Source organism: Stenotrophomonas sp. FW305-C-20-S1, from assembly GCF_058783335.1.
On the sequence record NZ_JBYTEK010000007.1, the window covers coordinates 1 to 21,825 of the forward strand.

Genomic DNA, 21,825 nt, shown 5'->3' on the forward strand with positions numbered 1-21,825 from the left:
CCCCCCCCCCCCCCCCCCCCCCCCCCCCCCCCCCCCCCCCCCCCCCCCCCCCCCCCCCCCCCCCCCCCGCACTACCCTGTTCAGCGCGTCATCCGGATAATCGCGCGGTGAGTACCGAACCTGACACCCTCGCCGCGGTCGAGACTGAAACCGCGCCCCTGCAGCTGCTGCACCTGGATGAACGACTGGCCGTGGTCAACAAGCCGGCCGGGCTGATGGTCCATGACAGCAAGCTGGCCCGTGGCGAAGATGATTTCCTCGCCGATCGCCTGCGCGAGCAGCTGGGCCGGCCGATCTTCCTGGTCCATCGCCTGGATCGCGCCACCAGCGGCTGCCTGTTGCTGGCCTTCGACCGTGATACGGCCAGTGCGCTGGGCAAGTCGTTGATGGGCGGCGAGGTGAGCAAGGATTACCTGGCCATCTGCCGCGGCTGGCCGGCCGAGGAGGCCTGGCAGGTCGACCACGATCTGGATGGCGGTCCCGGCAAGCCGGTGAAGAAGCCGGCGGTCACCGACTTCCAGCGCCTGGCTACCGGCGAACTGTCGGTACCGGTGGGCGAGTTCACCAGCTCGCGCTATGCACTGCTGCGCTGCCAGCCGCTGACCGGGCGCTTCCGGCAGATCCGCCGCCATCTCAAGCACCTGTCACATCACCTGATCGGTGATACCAGCCATGGTGATGGCCGGCACAACCGCAACTTCCGCATGCAGGGTGTGCACCGCATGCTGCTGCACGCCGAGCGCCTGCGCTTTCCGCATCCGGATGGTGGCACGGTGGATGTGCGCGCGCCGGTCGACGGTGAATTCCAGAAGGCGCTGGACCTGTTCGGCTGGCAGGCTCCGTAGCGGTAGCGCCGGGCCATGCCCGGCGGCTTCTGCGAAGAAACGGCCGCGCTTCGCGCTCGCCGGGCATGGCCCGGCGCTACCGTCTTACTTCTTTTCCGGCTCGTTGACGATCGCTTCCAGATCCTTCTGCAGATCGGCGAACAGCGGCTGCATGCGCGTCTGGATCGCCACCATCACGTTCTGCATCAGCGCCGGGGTCTTGTCGAGCAGGCTCTGGCCGGCCGGGCTCTCGTAGAACTCGGCCATGGCCAGCACGTCTTCCTTGCTGAAGGTCTTCTTGTACAGGTCCACGTACATCGGCCGCAGCTGCTGCCACGACAGTGCCTGGCGCAGGGTCTGGCTGGTACGGGCCTGGATGCGCTGCAGCTGTTCCTGCTGCTGGGCGTTGAGCTTGCGCTGTGCGGCGACCTGCTGGAACTGCTGCTGCTGCATCGCTTCGATCTGCGGCAGCATGGTGTCGATCATGCTCTGCGCACGCGAGGCCGACAGCAGGCGGTTGATGTCGCCATCGGTGGGGGCTGCGGCCAGCACCGGCGCGCTTGCTGCGGCCAGCACCAGCAGCAGGGTCGCGCGGCGCAACAGGGAGGGAACGAAGCGGATCATGCGGAGCGTCCTGCAGTACACGGGATGGCAAGCATACCCCCGGCAAAGGCGAAGGCGGCGTGTTCGGTGCCTGATCGGCGGCATACGGGGCGTGATGGCAGCCACGGCAACGCGGCTGCCGCTACAATGCGCGGATGGGCAGTGGACCGGTCATCATCAGCGCGCAGCTTGAAATCCCCGACGGCGAAATCGTCGAGCGTTTCGTGCGTGCCAGTGGTGCCGGCGGCCAGAACGTCAACAAGGTCTCCACCGCGGTGGAACTGCGTTTCGACGTGGCCGGTTCGCCCTCGTTGCCCGAGCCGCTACGCGAGCGCCTGTTGGCGCGGCGCGACCGGCGCATGACCGGCGAAGGCGTGCTGGTCATCGACGCGCAGCGTTTCCGCACCCAGGATCGCAATCGCGAGGATGCGCGCGAGCGGCTGGCGGCCTTCATCCAGGCCGGGCTGAGCGTGCCCAAACCACGCAAGGCCACCAAGCCGACCTTCGGGTCGAAACTGCGTCGTCTGGACGCCAAACGCGGGCGCGCGCAGATCAAGCGCGGGCGCTCATCACGTGACTGGGAGTGATTGCTTGAACAACCCGACGCCGTTGCTGCCGGCCATTCCGCCGAACATGCCGCAGGTCAAGCCCAACCGTTTCCTGCGCTGGCTGGCGCGCTGCACGCTGCGCATGGGCGGCTGGAAAGTGACCGGCACGCTGCCGAACGTTCCCAGGCTGGTCTTCATCATCGCTCCGCATTCGTCCAACTGGGACGGGCTGTGGGGCATGGCCGCCAAGATCGCACTGGGCATGAAAGTGAAGGTGCTGGGCAAGGCCTCGCTGTTCTGGTGGCCACTGGGCCCGCTGCTGCACAAGCTGGGCGTGATCCCGCTGGATCGCAGCTCGCCGCAGGGCACTGTCGGCCAGGCCGTGGACCTGCTGCGCAACAACGAGAAGATGTGGTTCGCCATCACCCCCGAGGGCACCCGCAAGGCCGTGAAGGACTGGAAGGCCGGCTTCCTGAAGATTGCGCGGATGGCCGACGTGCCGATCCTGGCCGCGTATTTCCACTACCCGGAAAAGACCATCGGCATCGGCCCGCTGTTCACGCCGACCGGCGATGATGCCGCAGACATGGCGACCATCCGCGAGTTCTACCGGCCCTGGATCGGCAAGACCCGCGGCACGGTCTGAGCCAGCCGCCGCCGGCAGCGTAGACGCCACGTCCGGCACATGCCGGGCGCCCGTGACAGGAGTAGGGTGGACGGCTGCCATCCCGTACCGTCTGCCCAAGGAGCGTTTTACATGTCGCGTACCGTAGTCCTGGCCGCCGCCATCAGCCTGGCGCTGGCGGCCTGTTCCGGCAAGGAGTCCACCCCCGTGTCCGAAGCCCAGAATGCACCGGCCCAGCAGCCGGCCGAAGCCTCCACCAATCCGCTGCTGACCGCCAGCAGCCTGCCGTTCCAGGCACCGCCGTTCGACAAGATCAAGGACAGCGATTACCTGCCGGCGTTCGAAGAAGGCATGCGCCAGCATCTGGCCGACGTGCGCAAGATCGCCGACAGCGCCGAGCCGGCCACCTTCGACAACACCATCGTGGCGATGGAGCGCAGCGGCGAGACCCTGACCCGCGTGTCGCGCATCTTCTTCGGCCTGGTCCAGGCCGACACCAACGATGCCCGCCAGAAGATCCAGGAAGAAGTGGCGCCGAAGCTGGCCGCGCACCAGGACGAGATCAACCTCGATCCGAAGCTGTTCGCGCGCGTGAAGTCGCTGTACGACCAGCGCGAGACGCTGGGCCTGGATCCGGTGCAGAAGCGCCTGGTCGAGCACTACTACGACGGCCTGGTGCGCGCCGGCGCGCAGCTGTCCGACGCCGACAAGGCGAGCCTGCGCAAGCTCAACGTGGAAGAAACCACGCTGTCCACCCAGTTCCACACCCGCCTGGTGGCTGCAACCGCCGCTGCTGCGGTCGTGGTGGACGACAAGGCCAAGCTGGCCGGCCTGGACGAGGGCGCGGTCAACAATGCCGCCGCCGCCGCCAAGGACCGCAAGCTGGATGGCAAGTTCCTGCTGCCGCTGCAGAACACCACCCAGCAGCCGGTGCTCGGTTCGCTGACCGACCGCGACCAGCGCGCCGCCGTGCTGAAGGCTTCGGAAACCCGTGCCGAGCGTGGCGATGCCAACGACACCCGGCAGACCGTGCAGCGCCTGGCCCAGCTGCGTGCGCAGAAGGCCAAGCTGCTCGGCTTCGACACCTTCGCCGACTACCAGCTGGGCGACCAGATGGCCAAGACCCCGGCGGCCGCACTGAAGCTGCTGACCGACACCGTGCCTGCCGCCACCGCCAAGGCGCGTGCCGAAGCCGGTGAGATCCAGAAGGTGATCGACGCCCAGAAGGGTGGTTTCCAGGTGGCCGCCTCGGATTGGGATTTCTACGCCGAGCAGGTGCGCAAGGCCAAGTACGATCTGGACGAGTCGCAGATCAAGCCGTACTTCGAGCTGGACAACGTGCTGCAGAACGGCGTCTTCTACGCCGCCACCCAGCTGTACGGCATCACCTTCAAGCCGCGCACCGACATTCCGACCTACAACCCGGACATGAAGGTGTACGAAGTGTTCGACAAGGACGGCACCTCGCTGGCCCTGTTCTACACCGACTACTTCAAGCGTGACAGCAAGTCCGGTGGCGCCTGGATGGACGTGTTCGTCGAACAGGACGGCCTCACCGGTGCCAAGCCGGTGGTCTACAACGTCTGCAACTTCACCAAGCCGGCCGCCGGCCAGCCTGCGCTGATCAGCTTCGACGACGTCACCACGATGTTCCATGAGTTCGGCCATGCACTGCACGGCATGTTCTCGAACGTGAAGTACCCGTCGATCGCCGGTACCGCCACCTCGCGCGATTTCGTCGAGTTCCCGTCGCAGTTCAACGAGCACTGGGCGCTGGACCCGAAGGTGTTCGCCAACTACGCCAAGCACTACAAGACCGGCGAAGCGATGCCGCAGGAACTGGTCGACAAGATCCTCAAGGCGCGCAGCTTCAACCAGGGCTATGCGACCACCGAGTACCTGTCGGCGGCACTGCTCGACCTGGCCTGGCACACGCAGAAGGCCGATGCCCCGCTACAGGATGTCGGCGCCTTCGAAGCGAGCGCGCTGAAGAAGTTCAAGGTCGATCTGCCGCAGGTGCCGCCGCGTTACCGCACCACCTACTTCGACCACATCTGGGGTGGCGGTTACTCGGCCGGCTACTACGCCTACTTCTGGGCGGAAGTGCTGGACCATGACGCCTACCAGTGGTTCACCGAACACGGTGGCCTGACCGCCGCCAACGGCCAGGAATTCCGCGACAAGATCCTCTCGCGCGGCAACAGCATGGAGCTGTCGACCCTGTACCGCGATTTCCGCGGCAAGGACCCGTCGGTGGAGCCGCTGCTGAAGTTCCGCGGCCTGAAGTAAGCGCGGCCTGAAGTACGAAAAACAAAACGGCGGGGGCAACCCCGCCGTTTTTCGTTGTGTCGCTCATCCACACATGGCGTGGATCCATGTGTCGACCAAGATCGACACCCATCAAGAGCAGGCCATGCCATTCCGACAGGTCGCGGAAATGTGTCGAAGGCGGGGTGGGGCCGGTTGCGGGGGCGTGAGCGCCATGGATGGCGCGATCGAGCTTACATGGACGTACTTGCAGCGTCCCCCGCAACCGGACCCACCCCGCCATCCCCCAGGAAACCGGCTTTGGCTGTTGAGGTTGCCGGCCAGGGGCCGGCACTACCGGGTGCCGGCCGCAGCCCGGCCATCACGTCCCTACATGCACCCGGTTCGCCTGCTCGGCCAACCCCAAGTGATCCAGCGCGATATCCAGCGCCAGTACATAGCTCTGCGCGCCGTACCCGGCGGCGATGCCCAGGCGCTGGCCAACACCGGCCGGCAGGCACGGCTCGGCCACGGCGCCATCGTCATGCACTTCCACGTACGCGTTGTGCAGGTAGGGCAGCAGCCGCTGCAGGCGCAGGCTGTCGGCACATGCGCCCGGATCCAGCAGCGTCACCTCGCCACGGCTGTGGTCGGCCACGCGCAGCGCGTCCAGCAGTTCCTGCTCCGAACCGCAGGCGCGGATCGCCACGCTGGTGCCCGCATCGATCGCACGGTGCACCAGTGATTTCAGTACCGGCGCCGGCAGCGGCGCGGCGGTGCGGATCAATGCGCCCGCCGCTTCCGGGCCACGGATGATGAAGATCGACATGGCTCAGCCCTCCCGTGCCAGGCGACGGCTGACGATGGCCAATGACAGCGGATAACCCGCCTGCTGGCTGCGCTGGTCGACCACCACGGCGGCCGGGCCGTGCTGCAGGCGCAGGCGCGCTTCCAGACCGGGCTGGTGCGGCGACTGCAGTTCGATGTACTCCGCCGGCAGACCGTCCAGCGCCGCCTGCAGCGCACCGCCCTCGGCACACCATTGCGCCTCGTCGGCGACGCCGACATCAAGCAGCACCCAGTCCGCGGTGCGCGCCTGCGGCTGGCACAGACACTGGCGCACATCGGCCAGGCTGGCGCAGTCGGTGCACAGCACCGGATGGCCGGACAACTCGGCCGGCAGCAGCGGACGCGGCACCGACGGCGACGCATGCCGGATCACCAGGAGGGTCATACAACACCTTGCGCAAAGCGCCCTGCGGCGCGGTAGGCACACGATGCGCGTGGGGGCCGTAAAGGTGCGATGCCCAGTGCCCGGCCCGGGCGTAAAACCTTCATAACGTCCGGCCGGAATGCACCCGGTGGCTGCCGACCGTTGATCGGCACGGGCATGGAGACCGGCATGATGCGCGGGAACCTCACGCCTGCCCTTGCGGTCTGATGCCCACCCACCACCCGGAGCCTGACATGGATGCTGTAGCCCGTCCGCCGTTCCCAGAGCGCGCGCTCACCTGGCTGAAGAAGGAGGCACTGCCGCTGCTGGTGATGCTGGGCCTGCTCGCTGCCGCCCGCGACACCCTCGCCAACCACTATGTCGTGCCCAGCGGTTCGATGCAGCCGACGCTGCAACCGGGTGACCGGGTGGTGGTGGACATGCGCGCCTACGGCCTGCGCCTGCCGTTCACCAGCCAGGAGCTGCTGGCTACCGGCACGCCGCAGCGGGGTGAGGTGGCCGTGTTCGATTCACCGGCCGACGGCACCCGCCTGATCAAGCGCGTCGCCGCCGTGGCCGGCGACCACGTGCAGCTGCGCGATGGCCACCTGAGCATCAACGGCCAGCCGCTGCAGATCGCCGACCTGGCCGACACCGAAGCTTTCGGAGAGCGCCGCGCCAGCCTCGATCTGGACAGCGGCGGTGGCCCGGACATCGCGGATCTGCAGGTGCCCGCCGGCAAGGTGCTGGTGCTGGGCGACCATCGTGGCAACAGCTTCGACGGTCGCTTCTTCGGCTTCGTCGATGCGGACAAGATCTATGGCCGCGCAGTGGCGGTGTACTACCGCCGTGGCGACGGCTTCGAGTGGCAGCGGCTGTAAGCTTATCGATATGCCAGAAGTATCAATCATGACCTATCAGGTTATGGATCGACTGGATGGACGGGCCTAGTCTGGGACCCGTCCCCTCCAATCCGGCCGCCCCCACGGCCCACCGCTCCCATGACTGGCGATACCCCGGCGGCCCTCGCCGACCGTCCCCGTACTGACCACGCTCCCGTCGACACCCGCATCCAGCAGGGAACGCCGGCCTTCCGCCGCACCGCGCTGGCGCTGTTCCTGGCTGGCTTTTCGACCTTTGGCCTGCTGTACACGGTGCAGCCACTGCTGCCCGAGTTCAGTCGCCACTTCGGTGTGTCTGCTGCCGGCAGCGCGATGTCGCTGTCGCTGACCACCGGCACCCTGGCCGTGGCCATGCTGCTGGCGGGCCTGCTGTCCGATGCGGTCGGCCGGCGCCCGCTGATGATCGTTGCGTTGCTGGCCTCGGCCACGCTGTCGCTGTGCACCGCACTGGTCGACGACTGGGCCACCCTGCTGGTGCTGCGCACCCTGTTGGGGCTGGCATTGAGCGGCGTGCCGGCGGTGGCGATGACCTACCTGGTGGAAGAGATGGACAGCCGCGCGCTGGGCCTGGCGATGGGCCTGTACATCGGCGGCAACGCCATCGGTGGCATGAGCGGGCGCCTGCTGGCCGGCATCATCGCCGACCACTGGGGCTGGCGCTGGGGCATCGGCGTGGTCTCGATCATCGCCATCGCCAGCACCGTGCTGCTGTGGCTGCAGCTGCCACCGTCGCGCCACTTCCAGGCCAGTCGCAGTGGCCTGCGCCAGCTGCCCGCGCGCTGGCGCACGCTGTTTGCCGATCCCGGCCTGCCGTGGCTGTTCGCCACCTCGTTCGTGCTGATGGGTGTGTTCGTCACCCTCTACAACTACCTCGGTTACCACCTGCTGGCGCCGCCGTACCACCTCAGCCAGACCGTGGTCGGGTTGATCTTCAGCGTGTATCTGGTCGGGACCTTCAGTTCGGCGTGGATGGGCCAGCAGGCCACGCGCCATGGGCGCGGTCGCATCCTGGCGATCTCCTTCGGCCTGATCGCCGCCGGCATCGTGCTGCTGGCGATGCCGTGGCTGCCGGCGATGGCAGTGGGCATCGCGCTGGTGACCTTCGGTTTCTTCGGTGGCCATTCGGTGGCCAGCAGCTGGGTCGGCAGTCGTGCTGGTTCGATGCGTGCGGAAGCGTCGGCGCTGTACCTGTTTGCCTATTACCTGGGCTCGAGCGTGCTGGGCGGCGTGGGTGGTCTGGCCTATGCCGCGTGGGACTGGCTGGGCGTGTGCGCGTTCGCCGCGCTGCTGACCCTGATCGGAGGTGGCATCGTATGGGCGCTGCAGCAGCGCGCGCCGCAGCCGGTGACCGCCTGATCCTGCCCTGGTAGATGCCGACCTTGGTCGGCGTTGTGGCCCTGGGCCAACCAAGGTTGGCCACTACCGGGCGCGATGCACCTCACCCCTCCGCAAACGCGTCGCGCAGCAGCCCGGCGAAATTGCGGATCAACGGCGTCACCCCCTCGCGGCGCCACGCCAATTGCACTTCCGAATGCGCGCCGGCATCGGCCAGCGGCACGAAGCGCGCACCTTCCACCCTGATGTGGTCGCACGACGAAGGCAGGATCGCGGCACCCAGTCCCGCAGCGGCCAGGCTGATCAGCGTTGAAGCCTCACCGGCTTCCTGCACGATGCGCGGGGTGAAACCCGCTGCCGCGCACAGCGCGATCATGTGGTCATGGATGCCCGCCCCGGCGCTGCGGCGGAATGCCACGAACGGTTCCTGCGCCAGATCACGCAACGCCAGCGTCCCGCCTTTCGACAGTCGACGCAGGGCAGGGTGGTCGGCATGCACGATCAACGCCAGCGGATCGACGAACAGGCTGTGCGCCACCAGCTCGGCCGGCAGCGTGCGCTTGCGGATGATGCCCACATCCAGGCTGCCATCGAGCAGCGCATCGATCTGCTGCAGGGTGTTCATCTCGCTCAACTGCAGCCGCACCTGCGGATACTGCTGGCGGTACTGCAGGATCGAACGCGGAATCTGCGGTGACAACGGCGTGGCCCGGGTCAGGCCGATACGCAGCTCACCCTGCTCGCCACGCTGCGCGCGCTGCACTTCATCCACCGCCGATTCCACCTGCTGCACGATGCTGCGCGCACGTTCCTGCAGCAGTTCCCCTGCAGCGGTCAGCTGCACACGCCGATGGCTGCGCACGAACAGGCGCGCACCGATCAGTTCCTCCAGCTGCCGGATCTGCTGGCTGAGCGGCGGCTGCGACATCCCCAACCGCTCGGCCGCCTGGCCGAAGTGCAGGGTATCGGCAACGGCAAGGAAGTAGCGCAGGTGGCGAAGTTCGATGGACATGGATGCAGTCTATCCAGCCCGACGCCGGGAATCGTCATCCACGCATGACGTGGATCAACCGTGTCGACCAAGGTCGACACCCACCAAGAGCAGGCCATGCCGTTCCGACAGATCGCGGAAATCTGTCAGAGGTGGGGCGGTGTGGGTGGGCAGGGCCGTTGGCGCCATGGATGGCGCCATCGAGCCCCCAAGGACGGGTTTATGGCGTGTCCTGCCCACCCACACCGCCCCGCCATCCGACGGAATCCCCGCTGTTGCCGTTGCCGTTGCCGTTGCCGTCGATTCGGCAGGTGCAGGGCGCAGCCCTGCCGACAACCCCTCACCGCTCCGAATGCCCGCTCTGGTCGTAATCGCGCGGGCTGAACAACTCTGGCTGGATCAGCTCGATGAACGCCCGCGCCTGCGCCGACAGCGCCTTGCCACGCCGCACGATCACCCCGTAACTGCGCTCCGGGAACCAGCGCTTCATCGACCGTGCGGCCAACCGTTCGCGGTCAGCATCGTTCAGGCACAGCGCCGGCACGATGGAAATACCCATGCCCATCGCCACGTACTGCTTGATCACCTCCCAGCCGCCCACTTCCAGCGCAACGGTGTAGGCGATGCGGTGACGCTGGAACACCTGGTCCACCAGCCGGTAGGTGATCTGCCGTTTCGGCGGCAGCACCAGCGGGTAACGGGCGATGTCGGCCAGTTCCAGCTCGCCACCGCTGGCCAGCGGATGGTCATGCGGGGCGATCAGCACCTGTTCGAAACGGTAGGCCGGCGCATAGCTGAGGTCAGCCGGTACATCGGTCATCGAGCCGATCGCCAGGTCGGCGGCATCCTCGCGCAGCAGGTCGGTGCCGTCGGCGCTGATGGCGTTGTGCAGGGTCAGGCGTACGTCGGGGTAATGCTGGCGGAAGCGTTCGACGATCTTCGGCAGCAGGTACAGGATGGTCGAGCTGTTGGCAGCGATGTTCAGCTCGCCCGCGTCCAGCCCGCGCACCTTGTCGCGGAAGCGCGCTTCCAGACCGTCCAGGCTCTCCACCAGCGGCTGCGCCATTTCATACAGCAGCTGGCCCTCGCGACTGGGCACCAGGCGCCGGCCGCTGCGCTCGAACAGCGGTACCCCCAGCTCACGCTCCAGCGCCTGCAACTGCAGGCTGATGGCCGGTTGGCTGACGAAAAGTGCCTCAGCCGCCCGTGAGACTGAGCCCAGGCGCACCGTCTGGCAGAACGCGCGAAGCGGCTTCAGCCGATCGGATTTGTAGGAAAAACGAGGGCTTGGCGGGGTGCGCGTGGTCATGGCGTCACAAGTATTAGCACAAGTTATGTAAAGCATTGCAAAAACTGTTTTGCCAAATACAGGGCTGCGGCCGCACGGTGGAGTCGTTCCCCCACGCTGGAGTTCTGCCATGTCCGCCGTCGCTTCCGCTGTTCCCTCCACCGCCGCCAAGGCCACGCCGGGCATTGCCCTGGCGACCCAGGTGGCGGGCCAGGCCACCGTGCTGCCGGCGCCGTTGCTGGCCCTGCTGGTGTCCCTGCACCGGGCAGTGGAACCCGGCCGGCAGGCGCGGCTGCAGGCCCGTCGCGAGCGCCAGGCGTTCTTCGACCAGGGCGGCCTGCCGGACTTCCGCCAGGACACCACCGCGATCCGCAGCGGTGACTGGACCGTGGCGCCGCTGCCGGCCGCGCTGCAGGACCGTCGCGTCGAGATCACCGGCCCGACCGACCCGAAGATGGTCATCAACGCGCTGAACTCCGGCGCCAAGGTGTTCATGGCCGACTTCGAGGATTCGACCTCGCCGACCTGGCGCAACCTGCTGGCCGGTCAGCAGTCGCTGGCCGCTGCGGTGCGCGGCGACCTGCAGTACACCGCACCCAATGGCAAGCACTACGCACTGCGCCCTTATGAGGAGCAGGCGGTGCTGATCGTGCGTCCGCGCGGCTGGCACCTGGACGAAAAGCATGTGCGCGTGGATGGCCAGTTCCTCGCCGGCGGCCTGTTCGATGCGGCGGTCTTTGCCTTCCACAATGCGCGCGCGCTGCAGTCCAGGGACCGCGGCCCGTACTTCTACCTGCCGAAGCTGCAGAGCATGGAAGAGGCGGCGCTTTGGGAGACCGCGCTGTCGCACATCGAAGGCATGCTCGGCCTGCCGCACGGGCAGATCAAGGTGACCGTGCTGATCGAAACGCTGCCGGCAGTGTTCGAGATGGATGAGATCCTGCACGCCCTGCGCGATCGCATCGTCGGCCTCAACTGCGGGCGCTGGGATTACATCTTCTCGTACCTGAAGACCTTCCGCCGCCACGCTGACCGCGTGCTGCCCGAGCGAGGCCAGGTGACCATGACCCAGCCGTTCCTGAAGGCGTATTCGGAACTGCTGATCCAGACCTGCCATCGCCGCGGCGCACATGCGATGGGCGGCATGGCCGCGCAGATTCCGATCAACAACGATGCCGCCGCCAACGAGCAGGCGATGGCGCGGGTGCGTGCCGACAAGCTGCGCGAAGTGAGCGCTGGCCACGATGGCACGTGGGTCGCCCATCCGGCGCTGATTCCGGTGGCGATGGCGATCTTCGACGAGCACATGCCCACGCCCAACCAGCATCACGTGCTGCGCCAGGATGTGCGCGTGGGTCGCGATGAACTGATCGCGCGGCCGCCGGGCACGATCACCCGCGCTGGCTTCGAAGGCAATGTCGAAGTCTGCGTGCGCTACCTGGCTGCATGGCTGGATGGCAACGGCTGCGTGCCGATCCACCACCTGATGGAGGATGCGGCCACCGCCGAGATCAGCCGCAGCCAGCTGTGGCAGTGGCTGCATACCCCGGGCCAGCAGCTGGACGACGGCACTGCCATCGATCTGGCGCTGCTCGATACCACCCTGGCGCAGCTGCCGGCGCGCCTCGGCGACACCTCGGCGCTGCCAGGCGGCGGCCGCATCGAAGAAGCCATCACCCTGCTGGCCGAGTTGAGCCGCAGCAACGAACTGACCGACTTCCTGACCCTGCCGGCGTACGCGCGCATCGACTGACCGCTGCATGCCGGTTTTCCCGCCGCTTCCTTCCCCGCTGCATCCGCACGAACCGAACTGGAGATAGACATGAGCACGCTGCCCACTGCCGAACAGATCCAGCACGACTGGGACACCAATCCGCGCTGGGAAGGCATCCAGCGCAACTACAGCGCCGCCGACGTGGTGCGCCTGCGTGGCACCGTCCATATCGAGCATTCGCTGGCCCGGCTGGGCGCGGAAAAGCTGTGGAAGTCGCTGCATGAGCGCGACTTCGTCAACGCGCTCGGCGCGCTGACCGGCAACCAGGCCATGCAGCAGGTGAAGGCCGGGCTGAAGGCGATCTACCTGTCCGGCTGGCAGGTGGCGGCCGATGCCAACCTGGCCGGGCAGATGTACCCGGACCAGTCGTTGTACCCGGCCGATTCGGTGCCGGCGGTGGTCAAGCGCATCAACAACACGCTGCTGCGTGCTGACCAGCTGCACCATGCCGAAGGCAAGGATGACATCGACTTCCTGCAGCCGATCGTGGCCGACGCCGAAGCCGGTTTCGGCGGCGTGCTCAACGCCTTCGAGCTGATGAAGGCGATGATCGAAGCCGGTGCCGCCGGCGTGCACTTCGAAGACCAGCTGGCCTCGGTGAAGAAGTGCGGGCACATGGGTGGCAAGGTGCTGGTGCCGACCCGCGAGGCGATCGAGAAGCTCAACGCCGCGCGCCTGGCCGCCGACGTGCTGGGCGTGCCGACCCTGCTGGTGGCGCGTACCGACGCCGAGGCGGCTGATCTGCTGACCAGCGACATCGATGGCAACGACAAGCCGTTCGCCACCGGCGAGCGCACCGTGGAGGGCTTCTACAAGACCCGCAACGGCCTGGACCAGGCCATCAGCCGCGGCCTGGCCTACGCACCGTATGCCGACCTGGTGTGGTGCGAGACCGGCAAGCCGGACCTGGAATTCGCGCGGAAGTTCGCCGAGGCGATCCATGCGAAGTTCCCCGGCAAGCTGCTGGCCTACAACTGCTCGCCCAGCTTCAACTGGAAGAAGAACCTGGACGACGCCACCATTGCCAGGTTCCAGAAGGAGCTGGGCAGCTACGGCTACAAGTTCCAGTTCATCACCCTGGCCGGTTTCCACGCGCTGAACTACGGCATGTTCAATCTGGCCCACGGCTATGCGCGCCGGCAGATGAGCGCCTTCGTGGAGCTGCAGGAGGCCGAGTTCGAAGCGGCCGAGCGCGGCTTCACCGCGGTCAAGCACCAGCGCGAGGTCGGCACCGGCTACTTCGATGCGGTGACCCAGGCGATCCAGCAGGGGCAGTCCTCGACCACCGCGCTGACCGGTTCGACCGAGGAAGAGCAGTTCCATGGCGAGCGCAGCGAACGGGCTGCGTGATCTGGTCGTGCCGGCCGCTGGCCGGCAACCCTTTGTGTTCCCGCAGTCCTTGATGCTGTCGGCCAGCGGCCGGCGCGACCAGGGCTCGGGCTGATCAGGGTGGCCAGGGAAGGGCCAGACGACGCCGGCAGATCGGGGGATCTGCCGGCGTTGTTGTATCTGCGGCTGCTGCGACAATCGGCGTCGCGGTCACCGCAAGCTATTGATATGGCTTGCTTTCTCCCCGCAGTCAACGGGGGTGAACGGGCGACTCTGCGCCATGCAGGGCGGGGCACCGCGTCTTCACAAAAATGAGAAGCGGCGCACAGTTTGATTCACTGATATGCTCCGCGGCTCACCAGGGGACGCTGGCGGCGGGTGCAGGGAATGACCGGCAGGGGTGCGGCCGAGAACATCGACACGACAACCGGTATCGCCAAGGTGGCGATGGCCGAGATCGTGCATGCGCTGCTTTCCGACGAAGAGGTCGCCCTGTTTGCCCGGTTTGCCCAGCCCTGCCGGCTGCAGGCGGGCCAGTGGCTGTTCCACCGCGGCCATCGCGGCGAGTGCATGTACATCATCCTGGAAGGCCTGATCGAGCTGGATTTCGGCGAGGACCTGGTGCTCAAGACACTCGGCCGGCATGAGTTCTTCGGTGAGCTCGGCCTGTTGATGGGCGACCACCCGCGCAGCGCCAGCGCGCGGGTGATGGCCGACTGCCACGTGCTGGAGCTGGGACCGGCTGATTTCCATCGCCTGGTCGAGTCCGACCCGGGGCTGGTGGCCTACTTCCTGCGGCGCACGATCCTGCGTGTGCTGACCAACGAGCAGGCCCTGATCAGCCAACTGCGGCGGCGCAACCATGACCTGGAAGCCGCGCTGGACAACCTGTACATCACCACCCACCAGCTGACCCACACGCGTGAGCTGGTGCGCACCGACGAACTGACCGGCCTGCACAACCGCCGTGGCCTGGCCCTGTTCCTGCAGGAATGCCGCACGCAGGAAGAGGGGCCGCCGCAGGCGCTGCTGCTGATCGATTGCGACCGCTTCAAGCAGATCAACGACCGCCACGGCCACCAGGCCGGCGACCGGGTGCTGCAGAGCATGGGCAACATCCTGCGCTCGATGGCCGGCGAACATGACCTGGCCTGCCGCCTGGGCGGCGACGAGTTCTGCCTGATCCTGCGCCGGGCCAATGTCGAGATCGTGCAGCACGCGGCTGAATTCATCCTCAGCGCGGTGCACGGCCTGCTCGAGCGCAGCCATGGCACCCCGCACGTCAGCCTGGCCAGCATCGGTGCCAGCCTGCTGGCCCCTGACGCGGACTGGAGCGAGTGGTACGCTCGCGCCGATCGTGCGCTGTACCAAGCCAAGCGCGCAGGCGGCAACTGCCTGCGGTGGGCCAATGGCCCGGATGGACACTGAGCGGAGATCCTGGCGATGAATGGCGACAACGGAACGTCGGCCCCGCATAACGCCCAGCTGCGGGCGCTGCTGTTCACCGACCTGTGTGATTCGCTGCAACTGGTGGAGCGTATCGGCGACGCTGCCGCAGCCACCCTCTTCCAGGAGCACGACCGTCTGGTGCTGGTGTTGCAGCATCGCTGGAATGGGCAGTTGATCGACCGTTCCGACGGTCTGTTCCTGCTGTTCGAACGCCCGGTGGATGCGCTCGGGTTTGCACTGGATTACCAGCGCGACCTGCAGGCACTGGGCGAGCAACGGAGGGTCGAGCTGCGCGCACGAGCGGGCCTGCATGTGGGTGATGTGCTGACCTGGGAAAACAGTCCCGAAGCGGTCAAGGTCGGCGCCAAGTCGATGGAAGTCGAAGGCCTGGCCAAGCCGATGGCCGCGCGCCTGATGACCCTGGCGCGCCCAGGCCAGATCCTGATGTCGGCAGTTGCCGAGTCACTGACCCGACGCGCCACGGATGCCTTGGGCGAGCGTGGCCCACGCTTGCTATGGAAGTCGCACGGGCGTTGGCGGTTCAAAGGCATGCCGACCGTCCAGGAAGTGATTGAAGTTGGCGAGATCGGCTTTGCTCCGCTGCGCCCGCCGCGCGCCAACGCCAAGGCACGGCGTGATCTGCCGTTGTGGCGGCAGCCGGTGGTGTTGCTGGCGGAAAGCCTGATCCTGGCGTCTGTGGTGGTGGGGGGCTGGTTCCTGCTGCGCCCGGAGCCGGCCATCGCATTCTCAGAGCGCGATTGGGTGGTGCTGGCCGACCTTGAAAATTTCACCGGTGAGCCGGTGTTCGATGAATCGACACGCCATGCGATCCTGATCGCACTGGAACAGTCGCGCTACGTGAATGTGCTGTCCGAAGGCAAGATCCGCGAAAGCCTGGAAATGGCGCGCTTGTCCGGCGATACCCGCTTGAATCGCGGTGCAGCGATCGATGTGGCCATGCGCGAAGGCGCTCGAGCGGTCCTGCTGCCGACCGTACGCCCCAAGGCAGGGGGCTATCAGCTGGGAATCGACGTGGTGGCCCCCGGCAGCGGGCAGGTGGTGCGCAGCTTCACCGTCGCCGCCGACGGCCCCGACCAGATGATGTTCGCGGTGGACGATGTCGTCGGTCGTCTGCGCCGTGGCCTGGGCGAATCGGTGGCCAGCCTGGAGCAGTCCTTGCCGCTGCCGAAAGCCTCTACCCGTGACCTGCGTGCTCTGCGCGCCTATGCCCTGGCCGAGAATGCCCTGGGCCAGCGCCGCTTCGAGGAAGCACGCAATCTCTACCAGGCTGCGATCGACATCGATCCCGGTTTCGCGCTGGCCTACATGGGCGTGGCCAAGCTGCTGGCCCGCACCGAAGAAGGGCGGCAGGCCCGCGAGGCGATGCAGCATGCGCTCGCCCAGCAGGAACGCCTGCCACCGCGCGAGCGCCTGTACCTGAAGGCCTGGCAGGAAGAACTGGAACCGGGCGGCTGGGCCCTGGAGCAATGGCGGACGCTGGCCAAGGTCTATCCCGATTCCTTCGCCGGGCTGTCCAATACGTCCTGGCTTCTGTTGCAGGACAATCGTTTCAGCGAAGCCGAATCCTACGCACATGCGGCGTCCGTACCGCAGGATCCGCTGCGGCTGTATCCGATGGTGCAGTTGGCACGCATCCAGATCGCCCACAACCAACCGCAGCTGGCCGCCGAAACGCTGATGCAGGCACAAGGGCTGCGCGGCCGCGATGATCCCGATGACACCGGCGTCGATGTATTTGTGGCGCAGCGCCGTTACGTACAGGCCGGCCAGCTGCTTGTGAAGCTGCGCACCGGAGATGCGCTGGCGCAGCGGATGCGGCTGCGTGCACAGCTGCTGCTGGCTGCCGACCAAGGTGATTGCGCGTCGATGCAGGCGGCCGTGCGCGCGGACGCACCGGCACCTGAGCTTGCGGACATGCAGGTACAGCAGCGATTGCAGCACGCCAGCGTGACCACGTTGTGCGCGGCGGGCGACAAAGCCGAACTGCAGGCCATCGCAGCGCAGCTGCAGCCGCTGCTGGAAGATCGCGACGATCCCATGCAGCAGGCCCGCAGCCTGCAGTGGCTGGCCCTTGTCTATCTGGCTCAGCGGCAGGGACAGACCGATGTTGCCGAAGCCTGGCTGCATGCCAACGAGGCGCTGCTGCGCGCTCAGCGCAGCCCGATGGTCGGTAAATGGATGCGCGTGGTTGCGGCGATGGGCGAACTGCAGAGGCAACGGCCGGACGCTGCGCGGGCCCTGATCGAGCCGATGCTCGATGGCAGCGAGCCGGTGCAGGCGCACGTGGTACTGCTGCAGGCGCTACGTGCGCAGAGCGATGAAACAGGCGTGCGCCGCGAGCAGGAATGGCTGGCCCGCCACCGTGGCCAGGCCATTGCCGAAGTCTCGGCGATGCAGGTCTGGCAGCCGCTGAACGTGCACGATGTATCGAGCTGGGCCGCACCGGTGAAGGCGGGCGGCGCGCCCTGAGCCGCTATCAGCCGCCGATGCAATCGTCGACTTTGCCCGCTTCGAAGCAGAACACCACATTCATCGCGGTCAGCGAGCTGGCGAGGTGTTTCTGCAGGCCGTCGCGAACGCGGCGAAGCTCCTCCACCGGGGCGAGCGAGTCGATCTTCATGCAGTCCTTCTCACCCAAGGCAGCATCCAGACCGATGCTGGAGAGGGCCTTGGCGGGCGATTCGGCGAAGCGTTCGCGGAAGGCTGTATCGTTGATGAGGTTGTCCAGCAGTACGCCGGCATCTTCAGCGGAAAGGCGAGGGTCGGTAGCCATGTCGATCATCCAGAGTAGAACTTACGGTATCGGCCACCAACGCTCGGCATTTAGGGCGATGTGTGCATTGCACAGAAGCGCCTCCACAGTACCGCGGCCGTTGCGGGCAACCCGCATACTACGGTTTCCACTAGTGGATGATGAAAGATGCAGATCCGACGTTGCGCTATCGTGATGTTCGAACCCCGCAGCGAGGTCTCGCTGGACCTCTCCCTGCTGCTGCAGGGCCAGGCGGGACTGGTAACACGCATGCATTGGCAGGCCCTTGCCGCCCATCTGGACGCACCCGTGGAGGTGAGCATCGAGGAAATCGATGTGCTGGGCCGCATCGAGCCGGATCGTTGGGTGGAGCCTGCACAGGTCGGCCTCGAAGGCACTGCGCTGGCACGCCTGCTGGAGATCGGTCTGGTGATCAGCCAGGAGCCAGGTGAGGCTTCGCATCGTGACCGCGACCAGCGCGTGCGCGACGCCAACTGGTGGCCGCTGTCGGCGTTGCAGCACCGGATGGGACGCTGGGGCGGCATCAACAGCGCGCGTGAGATGCGCGAGCACAAGCTGGTCACGGCGCAGGATCTGCATGCCAGGTTCGGTGCACCGCCCGCCGCAGTGGATGCGCCCGGTACCGACCCCTTGATGTTGCCCGATACGCCTGACGATGCGCGCGACGAGCTGCTGCGAAAGCGTGCAACCTGCCGAAACTTCGACGCGCAGCGCGCGTTGGCGCTGCCGCTGTTGGCGCAGGTACTCAAGCGGACCGTGCAGGCACACGCCGCATTGCGGCCGGGGGATGGCATGGAGTTCCTGAAGAAGCACATTCCTTCCGGCGGCGGCCTGCATCCGTTGGAAACCTATGTGGTCGCCCTGGCTGTCGACGGTCTTGCGCCGGGCGTCTATCACTACCATCCGCTGGAACACGCGTTGCGACCGGTCGCCGTTGCCACCGACGACCTGCGCACCTTGATGCTGGGTTTTGTTTCCGGGCAGGACTGGTTCGCCGACGCCCCGCTGCACCTCATCCAGGTGGCACGCTTCCCACGCAGCTTCTGGAAATACCGCCACCATCCAAAGGCCTACCGGGCGGTGCTGCTTGATGCGGGGCACCTGTCGCAACAATGGATGCTGTCAGCCACCGAGCTTGGACTGGCCGCTTATGTGACCGCGGCGATCAACGAGATCGACGTGGAGAAGGCGCTGGGGCTGGATGGCATCGATGCCAGCCCGGTGATGATATGCGGCCTGGGGTGGCGCGCGGACGCGCAGGTCACCAGTGAATTCGACCCGCTGCAGCAGGTCTGGCGCGGGTAGGCCGCTGAAGCAGCCGCGCCTGGCGTAGCGGCCAGGCGCGTCCGACTCGTCATGTGATGCGCCGTCAGGCCACCTGTTTCATGGCGTCTGGAGCCAACACCAATCCCAGTTGTTCCGACTCGAACATGAAGGGGACTTTGAAGGGACCACTGCACACCAGTGATGCCACGAGCTGGGAACGGACGGCGGAAAACTCTTCCTTGCTGGCCAGCACGCCGTGGATTGCACAGGGACTACCACCCGCCAGTGGCTGCAGAGCATGTCGAACCAGGGCTGCGCTGGGATCGACGGAGAATTCATTGCGGAACGCGTCATCGTCGCACAGCAGATCGAGCAGGCGTACGGCGTTCTCGGCGGACAGCGGGGGCTTTCGGTACATGATGACTCCTGTGATAGCCGAATTGATGGATGCACCGCAGAGCGGCAAACGAAGCCTATCAGGTGGCGGCAAACTGCTGAAATGACCAGGTCATCGCGTGTGCCGGGAGGGCAGCGCGTTGCAGGCTGTAGGTGAGAGGACGCTGTGCAAGTCCGTCCTCGGTCCGTAGGCGCAAGACGCCCAACGATTTCTGGGCCGGGCAGCGCCCGGCCCACCCTCCATCACGCTGCTTCGAAATCCACCAGCACCGCGCCGTCGCCCACCTGGTCGCCGGCCTTGGCCCGATAGCCCTTCACCGTGCCATCGGCCGGTGCCTGCAGGGTGTGCTCCATCTTCATCGCTTCCAGCACCACCAGCGGCGTGCCGCGCTTGACCTGCGTGCCCGCCGCCACCAGCGTTGCGACGATCCTGCCGGGCATCGGTGCCAGCAGGCTGCCGGCATCGGCGCTGGCCTGCTCGGATTCGCCCACCGGGTCGTGCAGGGTGAAGCGGTGCTGGCCATCGCTGGCGAACAGGTACAGCTGATCGCCGTCGCGCTGCAGCTGCAGCCGCCAACGACGCTCGTCCATCTGCACCGACAGGGTCTGGCCATCGGCATGGCCGACCACCTGTTTCGGCGCTGCGTCACCGCACTGCACGCGCCAGCCATCGGCAGTGGTCCATACCTTCAGCGTGTGTGCCCGCTCTGCCTGCTGCAGCGGCACCAAGCGCGCGGCAGGCACGCCCAGCCGCCAGCCATCCTGTGCCTGCCACGGTGAATGCGGGTCGCGTGCATCGGCGGCAGCGGCAGGTGTGCTTGCCACCGCGGCGATCGCTGCCAGTTCCCACAGCGCCTGCTCACCGTCACCGGTGACCGCCAGTGCGGCCTGCTCGCGCTCGATCAGCGCTGTATCCAGCTTGGCGTTGGCGAACGAGTCGGTCTGCACCAGGCGCCGCAGGAAACCGGCATTGGTGGTCACGCCCACCACCTGGCAGTCGGCCAGGGACTGGCGCATGCGCCGCAGCGCGGCGTCGCGGTCCACGTCCCAGACGATCAGCTTGGCGATCATCGGGTCGTAGTACGGGGTGATGCTGTCGCCTTCTTCCACACCAGTGTCCACCCGCACGTTGGCCGACGGGGTCGGCAGGCGCAGGCGGCGCAGGGTGCCGGTGGAGGGCAGGAAGCCGCGGTCGGCATCTTCGGCATACAGGCGTGCTTCGAGAGCGTGGCCGTCGATGGCCAGTTCGTCCTGGCGCTTGGGCAGCGGCTGACCAGCGGCCACGCGCAGCTGCCACTCCACCAGGTCGGTGCCGGTGATGAACTCGGTGACCGGGTGTTCGACCTGCAGCCGGGTGTTCATTTCCATGAAGTAGAAATCGCCGTCCGGGCCGGCGATGAACTCCACCGTGCCGGCACCGACGTAGCCCACAGCGCGCGCGGCATCGACGGCGGCCTTGCCCATCGCGGCGCGGCGGTCGGCGCTCATGCCCGGGGCCGGCGCTTCTTCCAGCACCTTCTGGTGGCGTCGCTGCACCGAGCAGTCGCGCTCGAACAGATACACCGCCTCGCCCTGGCCACCGCCGAATACCTGGATTTCGATATGGCGCGGGCGCTCGACATACTTCTCGACCAGCACGTGGTCGTTGCCGAACGCCGAGGCCGCCTCGCGCTGGCAGCTGGCCAGCGCATCGACGAAGTCCTCGCTGCGCTCGACCTTGCGCATGCCTTTGCCGCCGCCGCCGGCGCTGGCCTTGATCAGCACCGGATAGCCGATGCCGTCGGCCTGGGCGCGCAGGAACTCCGGCGCCTGCTGGTCGCCGTGGTAGCCCGGCGTCAACGGCACGCCGGCCTTGGCCATCAGTGCCTTGGCTGCACTCTTGTCGCCCATCGCGCGGATCGCACTGGCCGGCGGACCGATGAAGGCGATGCCGGCCGCCACGCAGGCGTCGGCGAAGTCGGCGTTCTCGGACAGGAAGCCGTAGCCGGGATGGATGGCCTGCGCGCCGCTGCGGCGTGCGGCGTCGAGGATGGCATCGCTGCGCAGGTAGCTCTCGCGCGCGGCCGCCGGGCCGATGTGGATGGCTTCGTCGGCCAGCCGCACGTGGCGCGCATTGCGGTCGGCATCGGAATACACCGCCACGGTGGCGATGCCGAGGCGGCGGCAGGTGGCGATGACGCGGCAGGCGATCTCGCCGCGGTTGGCGATCAGGACTTTGCTGAACATGGCAACAGACTCGGT

At 66.9% G+C, this 21,825-nt stretch carries 19 protein-coding genes; 11 read left to right on the forward strand and 8 right to left on the reverse strand.

Going from position 1 to position 21,825, the window contains the following annotated elements; all coding sequences use genetic code 11:
- Nucleotides 1-107 precede the first annotated feature (107 nt).
- Nucleotides 108-845: a pseudouridine synthase gene (locus tag AC3WTC_RS05265; RefSeq protein WP_025875833.1), complete on the forward strand. Its 738-nt coding sequence runs from the start codon at nt 108-110 to the stop codon at nt 843-845.
- Nucleotides 846-929: 84 nt separating this feature from the next.
- Here AC3WTC_RS05265 and AC3WTC_RS05270 read toward each other — a convergent pair whose 3' ends face one another.
- Nucleotides 930-1,448, reverse strand: a complete 519-nt coding sequence (locus tag AC3WTC_RS05270) for a DUF2059 domain-containing protein (RefSeq protein WP_032978115.1) — start codon at nt 1,446-1,448, stop codon at nt 930-932.
- A 134-nt stretch (nt 1,449-1,582) separates the two neighbouring features.
- On the opposite strand from AC3WTC_RS05270, the gene arfB reads away from it, so the two are divergent.
- From arfB to dcp, 3 genes are all read left to right on the forward strand, one after another.
- Complete coding sequence (gene arfB, locus AC3WTC_RS05275) at nt 1,583-2,014, forward strand: alternative ribosome rescue aminoacyl-tRNA hydrolase ArfB (protein WP_025875829.1); 432 nt, start codon at nt 1,583-1,585, stop codon at nt 2,012-2,014.
- A 4-nt stretch (nt 2,015-2,018) separates the two neighbouring features.
- On the forward strand, nt 2,019-2,621 hold the full coding sequence (locus AC3WTC_RS05280) for a lysophospholipid acyltransferase family protein (RefSeq protein ID WP_025875827.1): 603 nt from the start codon (nt 2,019-2,021) through the stop codon (nt 2,619-2,621).
- Nucleotides 2,622-2,732: 111 nt separating this feature from the next.
- Nucleotides 2,733-4,889 (forward strand): peptidyl-dipeptidase Dcp, encoded by a 2,157-nt coding sequence (gene dcp / locus AC3WTC_RS05285; protein ID WP_492710865.1) that lies wholly within the window; start codon nt 2,733-2,735, stop codon nt 4,887-4,889.
- Between the two features lie 340 nt (nt 4,890-5,229).
- Here the strand turns inward: dcp and AC3WTC_RS05290 are convergent, their stop codons facing one another.
- Together AC3WTC_RS05290 and AC3WTC_RS05295 are read right to left on the reverse strand one after the other, a co-directional pair.
- Nucleotides 5,230-5,676 carry a hypothetical protein gene (locus tag AC3WTC_RS05290; protein ID WP_025875822.1) on the reverse strand — a complete coding sequence of 149 codons (447 nt, stop codon included), beginning with the start codon at nt 5,674-5,676 and terminating at the stop codon, nt 5,230-5,232.
- 3 nt (nt 5,677-5,679) lie between these two features.
- Complete coding sequence (locus AC3WTC_RS05295; protein ID WP_032978120.1) at nt 5,680-6,081, reverse strand: hypothetical protein; 402 nt, start codon at nt 6,079-6,081, stop codon at nt 5,680-5,682.
- Nucleotides 6,082-6,314: 233 nt separating this feature from the next.
- Between AC3WTC_RS05295 and lepB the strand changes: the two genes are divergently transcribed.
- Together lepB and AC3WTC_RS05305 are read left to right on the forward strand one after the other, a co-directional pair.
- A complete protein-coding gene (gene lepB / locus AC3WTC_RS05300) occupies nt 6,315-6,941 on the forward strand; it encodes a signal peptidase I (RefSeq protein WP_025875818.1) in 627 nt (208 codons plus the stop codon).
- A gap of 120 nt (nt 6,942-7,061) precedes the next feature.
- The gene (locus tag AC3WTC_RS05305) at nt 7,062-8,318 is read left to right on the forward strand and encodes an MFS transporter (protein ID WP_032978124.1); all 1,257 of its coding nucleotides are present in this window, start codon (nt 7,062-7,064) and stop codon (nt 8,316-8,318) included.
- A gap of 82 nt (nt 8,319-8,400) precedes the next feature.
- Here the strand turns inward: AC3WTC_RS05305 and AC3WTC_RS05310 are convergent, their stop codons facing one another.
- Both AC3WTC_RS05310 and AC3WTC_RS05315 read right to left on the reverse strand, forming a co-directional pair.
- A complete protein-coding gene (locus tag AC3WTC_RS05310; RefSeq protein WP_025875814.1) occupies nt 8,401-9,309 on the reverse strand; it encodes a LysR family transcriptional regulator in 909 nt (302 codons plus the stop codon).
- Nucleotides 9,310-9,628: 319 nt separating this feature from the next.
- Nucleotides 9,629-10,597 carry a LysR family transcriptional regulator gene (locus AC3WTC_RS05315; RefSeq protein WP_033832747.1) on the reverse strand — a complete coding sequence of 323 codons (969 nt, stop codon included), beginning with the start codon at nt 10,595-10,597 and terminating at the stop codon, nt 9,629-9,631.
- Nucleotides 10,598-10,706: 109 nt separating this feature from the next.
- Between AC3WTC_RS05315 and aceB the strand changes: the two genes are divergently transcribed.
- From aceB to AC3WTC_RS05335, 4 genes are all read left to right on the forward strand, one after another.
- Nucleotides 10,707-12,329 carry a malate synthase A gene (aceB, locus tag AC3WTC_RS05320; RefSeq protein ID WP_032978130.1) on the forward strand — a complete coding sequence of 541 codons (1,623 nt, stop codon included), beginning with the start codon at nt 10,707-10,709 and terminating at the stop codon, nt 12,327-12,329.
- Between the two features lie 69 nt (nt 12,330-12,398).
- A complete protein-coding gene (gene aceA, locus AC3WTC_RS05325) occupies nt 12,399-13,700 on the forward strand; it encodes an isocitrate lyase (RefSeq protein WP_025875808.1) in 1,302 nt (433 codons plus the stop codon).
- 366 nt (nt 13,701-14,066) lie between these two features.
- Nucleotides 14,067-15,107, forward strand: a complete 1,041-nt coding sequence (locus AC3WTC_RS05330; RefSeq protein WP_025875806.1) for a GGDEF domain-containing protein — start codon at nt 14,067-14,069, stop codon at nt 15,105-15,107.
- A gap of 15 nt (nt 15,108-15,122) precedes the next feature.
- A complete protein-coding gene (locus AC3WTC_RS05335; RefSeq protein WP_492710869.1) occupies nt 15,123-17,618 on the forward strand; it encodes a putative peptide modification system cyclase in 2,496 nt (831 codons plus the stop codon).
- 7 nt (nt 17,619-17,625) lie between these two features.
- Here the strand turns inward: AC3WTC_RS05335 and AC3WTC_RS05340 are convergent, their stop codons facing one another.
- A complete protein-coding gene (locus AC3WTC_RS05340) occupies nt 17,626-17,922 on the reverse strand; it encodes an NHLP-related RiPP peptide (protein WP_025875803.1) in 297 nt (98 codons plus the stop codon).
- Nucleotides 17,923-18,069: 147 nt separating this feature from the next.
- Between AC3WTC_RS05340 and AC3WTC_RS05345 the strand changes: the two genes are divergently transcribed.
- Nucleotides 18,070-19,227: a putative peptide maturation dehydrogenase gene (locus AC3WTC_RS05345; protein ID WP_099786257.1), complete on the forward strand. Its 1,158-nt coding sequence runs from the start codon at nt 18,070-18,072 to the stop codon at nt 19,225-19,227.
- A gap of 64 nt (nt 19,228-19,291) precedes the next feature.
- Here AC3WTC_RS05345 and AC3WTC_RS05350 read toward each other — a convergent pair whose 3' ends face one another.
- Nucleotides 19,292-19,606 (reverse strand): NHLP-related RiPP peptide, encoded by a 315-nt coding sequence (locus AC3WTC_RS05350; RefSeq protein WP_099786256.1) that lies wholly within the window; start codon nt 19,604-19,606, stop codon nt 19,292-19,294.
- Nucleotides 19,607-19,827: 221 nt separating this feature from the next.
- Nucleotides 19,828-21,810, reverse strand: a complete 1,983-nt coding sequence (locus tag AC3WTC_RS05355) for an acetyl/propionyl/methylcrotonyl-CoA carboxylase subunit alpha (protein WP_492710872.1) — start codon at nt 21,808-21,810, stop codon at nt 19,828-19,830.
- Nucleotides 21,811-21,825: the final 15 nt, after the last annotated feature.

Coding starts and splice junctions, on each gene's coding strand:
- AC3WTC_RS05315 (WP_033832747.1), bottom strand. CDS start 10,597: ATGACCACGCGCACCCCGCCAAGCCCTCGTTTTTCCTACAAATCCGAT.
- AC3WTC_RS05355 (WP_492710872.1), bottom strand. CDS start 21,810: ATGTTCAGCAAAGTCCTGATCGCCAACCGCGGCGAGATCGCCTGCCGC.
- lepB (WP_025875818.1), top strand. CDS start 6,315: ATGGATGCTGTAGCCCGTCCGCCGTTCCCAGAGCGCGCGCTCACCTGG.
- AC3WTC_RS05305 (WP_032978124.1), top strand. CDS start 7,062: ATGACTGGCGATACCCCGGCGGCCCTCGCCGACCGTCCCCGTACTGAC.
- AC3WTC_RS05295 (WP_032978120.1), bottom strand. CDS start 6,081: ATGACCCTCCTGGTGATCCGGCATGCGTCGCCGTCGGTGCCGCGTCCG.
- AC3WTC_RS05350 (WP_099786256.1), bottom strand. CDS start 19,606: ATGTACCGAAAGCCCCCGCTGTCCGCCGAGAACGCCGTACGCCTGCTC.
- AC3WTC_RS05340 (WP_025875803.1), bottom strand. CDS start 17,922: ATGGCTACCGACCCTCGCCTTTCCGCTGAAGATGCCGGCGTACTGCTG.
- AC3WTC_RS05330 (WP_025875806.1), top strand. CDS start 14,067: ATGACCGGCAGGGGTGCGGCCGAGAACATCGACACGACAACCGGTATC.
- AC3WTC_RS05290 (WP_025875822.1), bottom strand. CDS start 5,676: ATGTCGATCTTCATCATCCGTGGCCCGGAAGCGGCGGGCGCATTGATC.
- dcp (WP_492710865.1), top strand. CDS start 2,733: ATGTCGCGTACCGTAGTCCTGGCCGCCGCCATCAGCCTGGCGCTGGCG.
- AC3WTC_RS05310 (WP_025875814.1), bottom strand. CDS start 9,309: ATGTCCATCGAACTTCGCCACCTGCGCTACTTCCTTGCCGTTGCCGAT.
- AC3WTC_RS05335 (WP_492710869.1), top strand. CDS start 15,123: ATGAATGGCGACAACGGAACGTCGGCCCCGCATAACGCCCAGCTGCGG.
- aceB (WP_032978130.1), top strand. CDS start 10,707: ATGTCCGCCGTCGCTTCCGCTGTTCCCTCCACCGCCGCCAAGGCCACG.
- AC3WTC_RS05270 (WP_032978115.1), bottom strand. CDS start 1,448: ATGATCCGCTTCGTTCCCTCCCTGTTGCGCCGCGCGACCCTGCTGCTG.
- aceA (WP_025875808.1), top strand. CDS start 12,399: ATGAGCACGCTGCCCACTGCCGAACAGATCCAGCACGACTGGGACACC.
- arfB (WP_025875829.1), top strand. CDS start 1,583: ATGGGCAGTGGACCGGTCATCATCAGCGCGCAGCTTGAAATCCCCGAC.
- AC3WTC_RS05345 (WP_099786257.1), top strand. CDS start 18,070: ATGCAGATCCGACGTTGCGCTATCGTGATGTTCGAACCCCGCAGCGAG.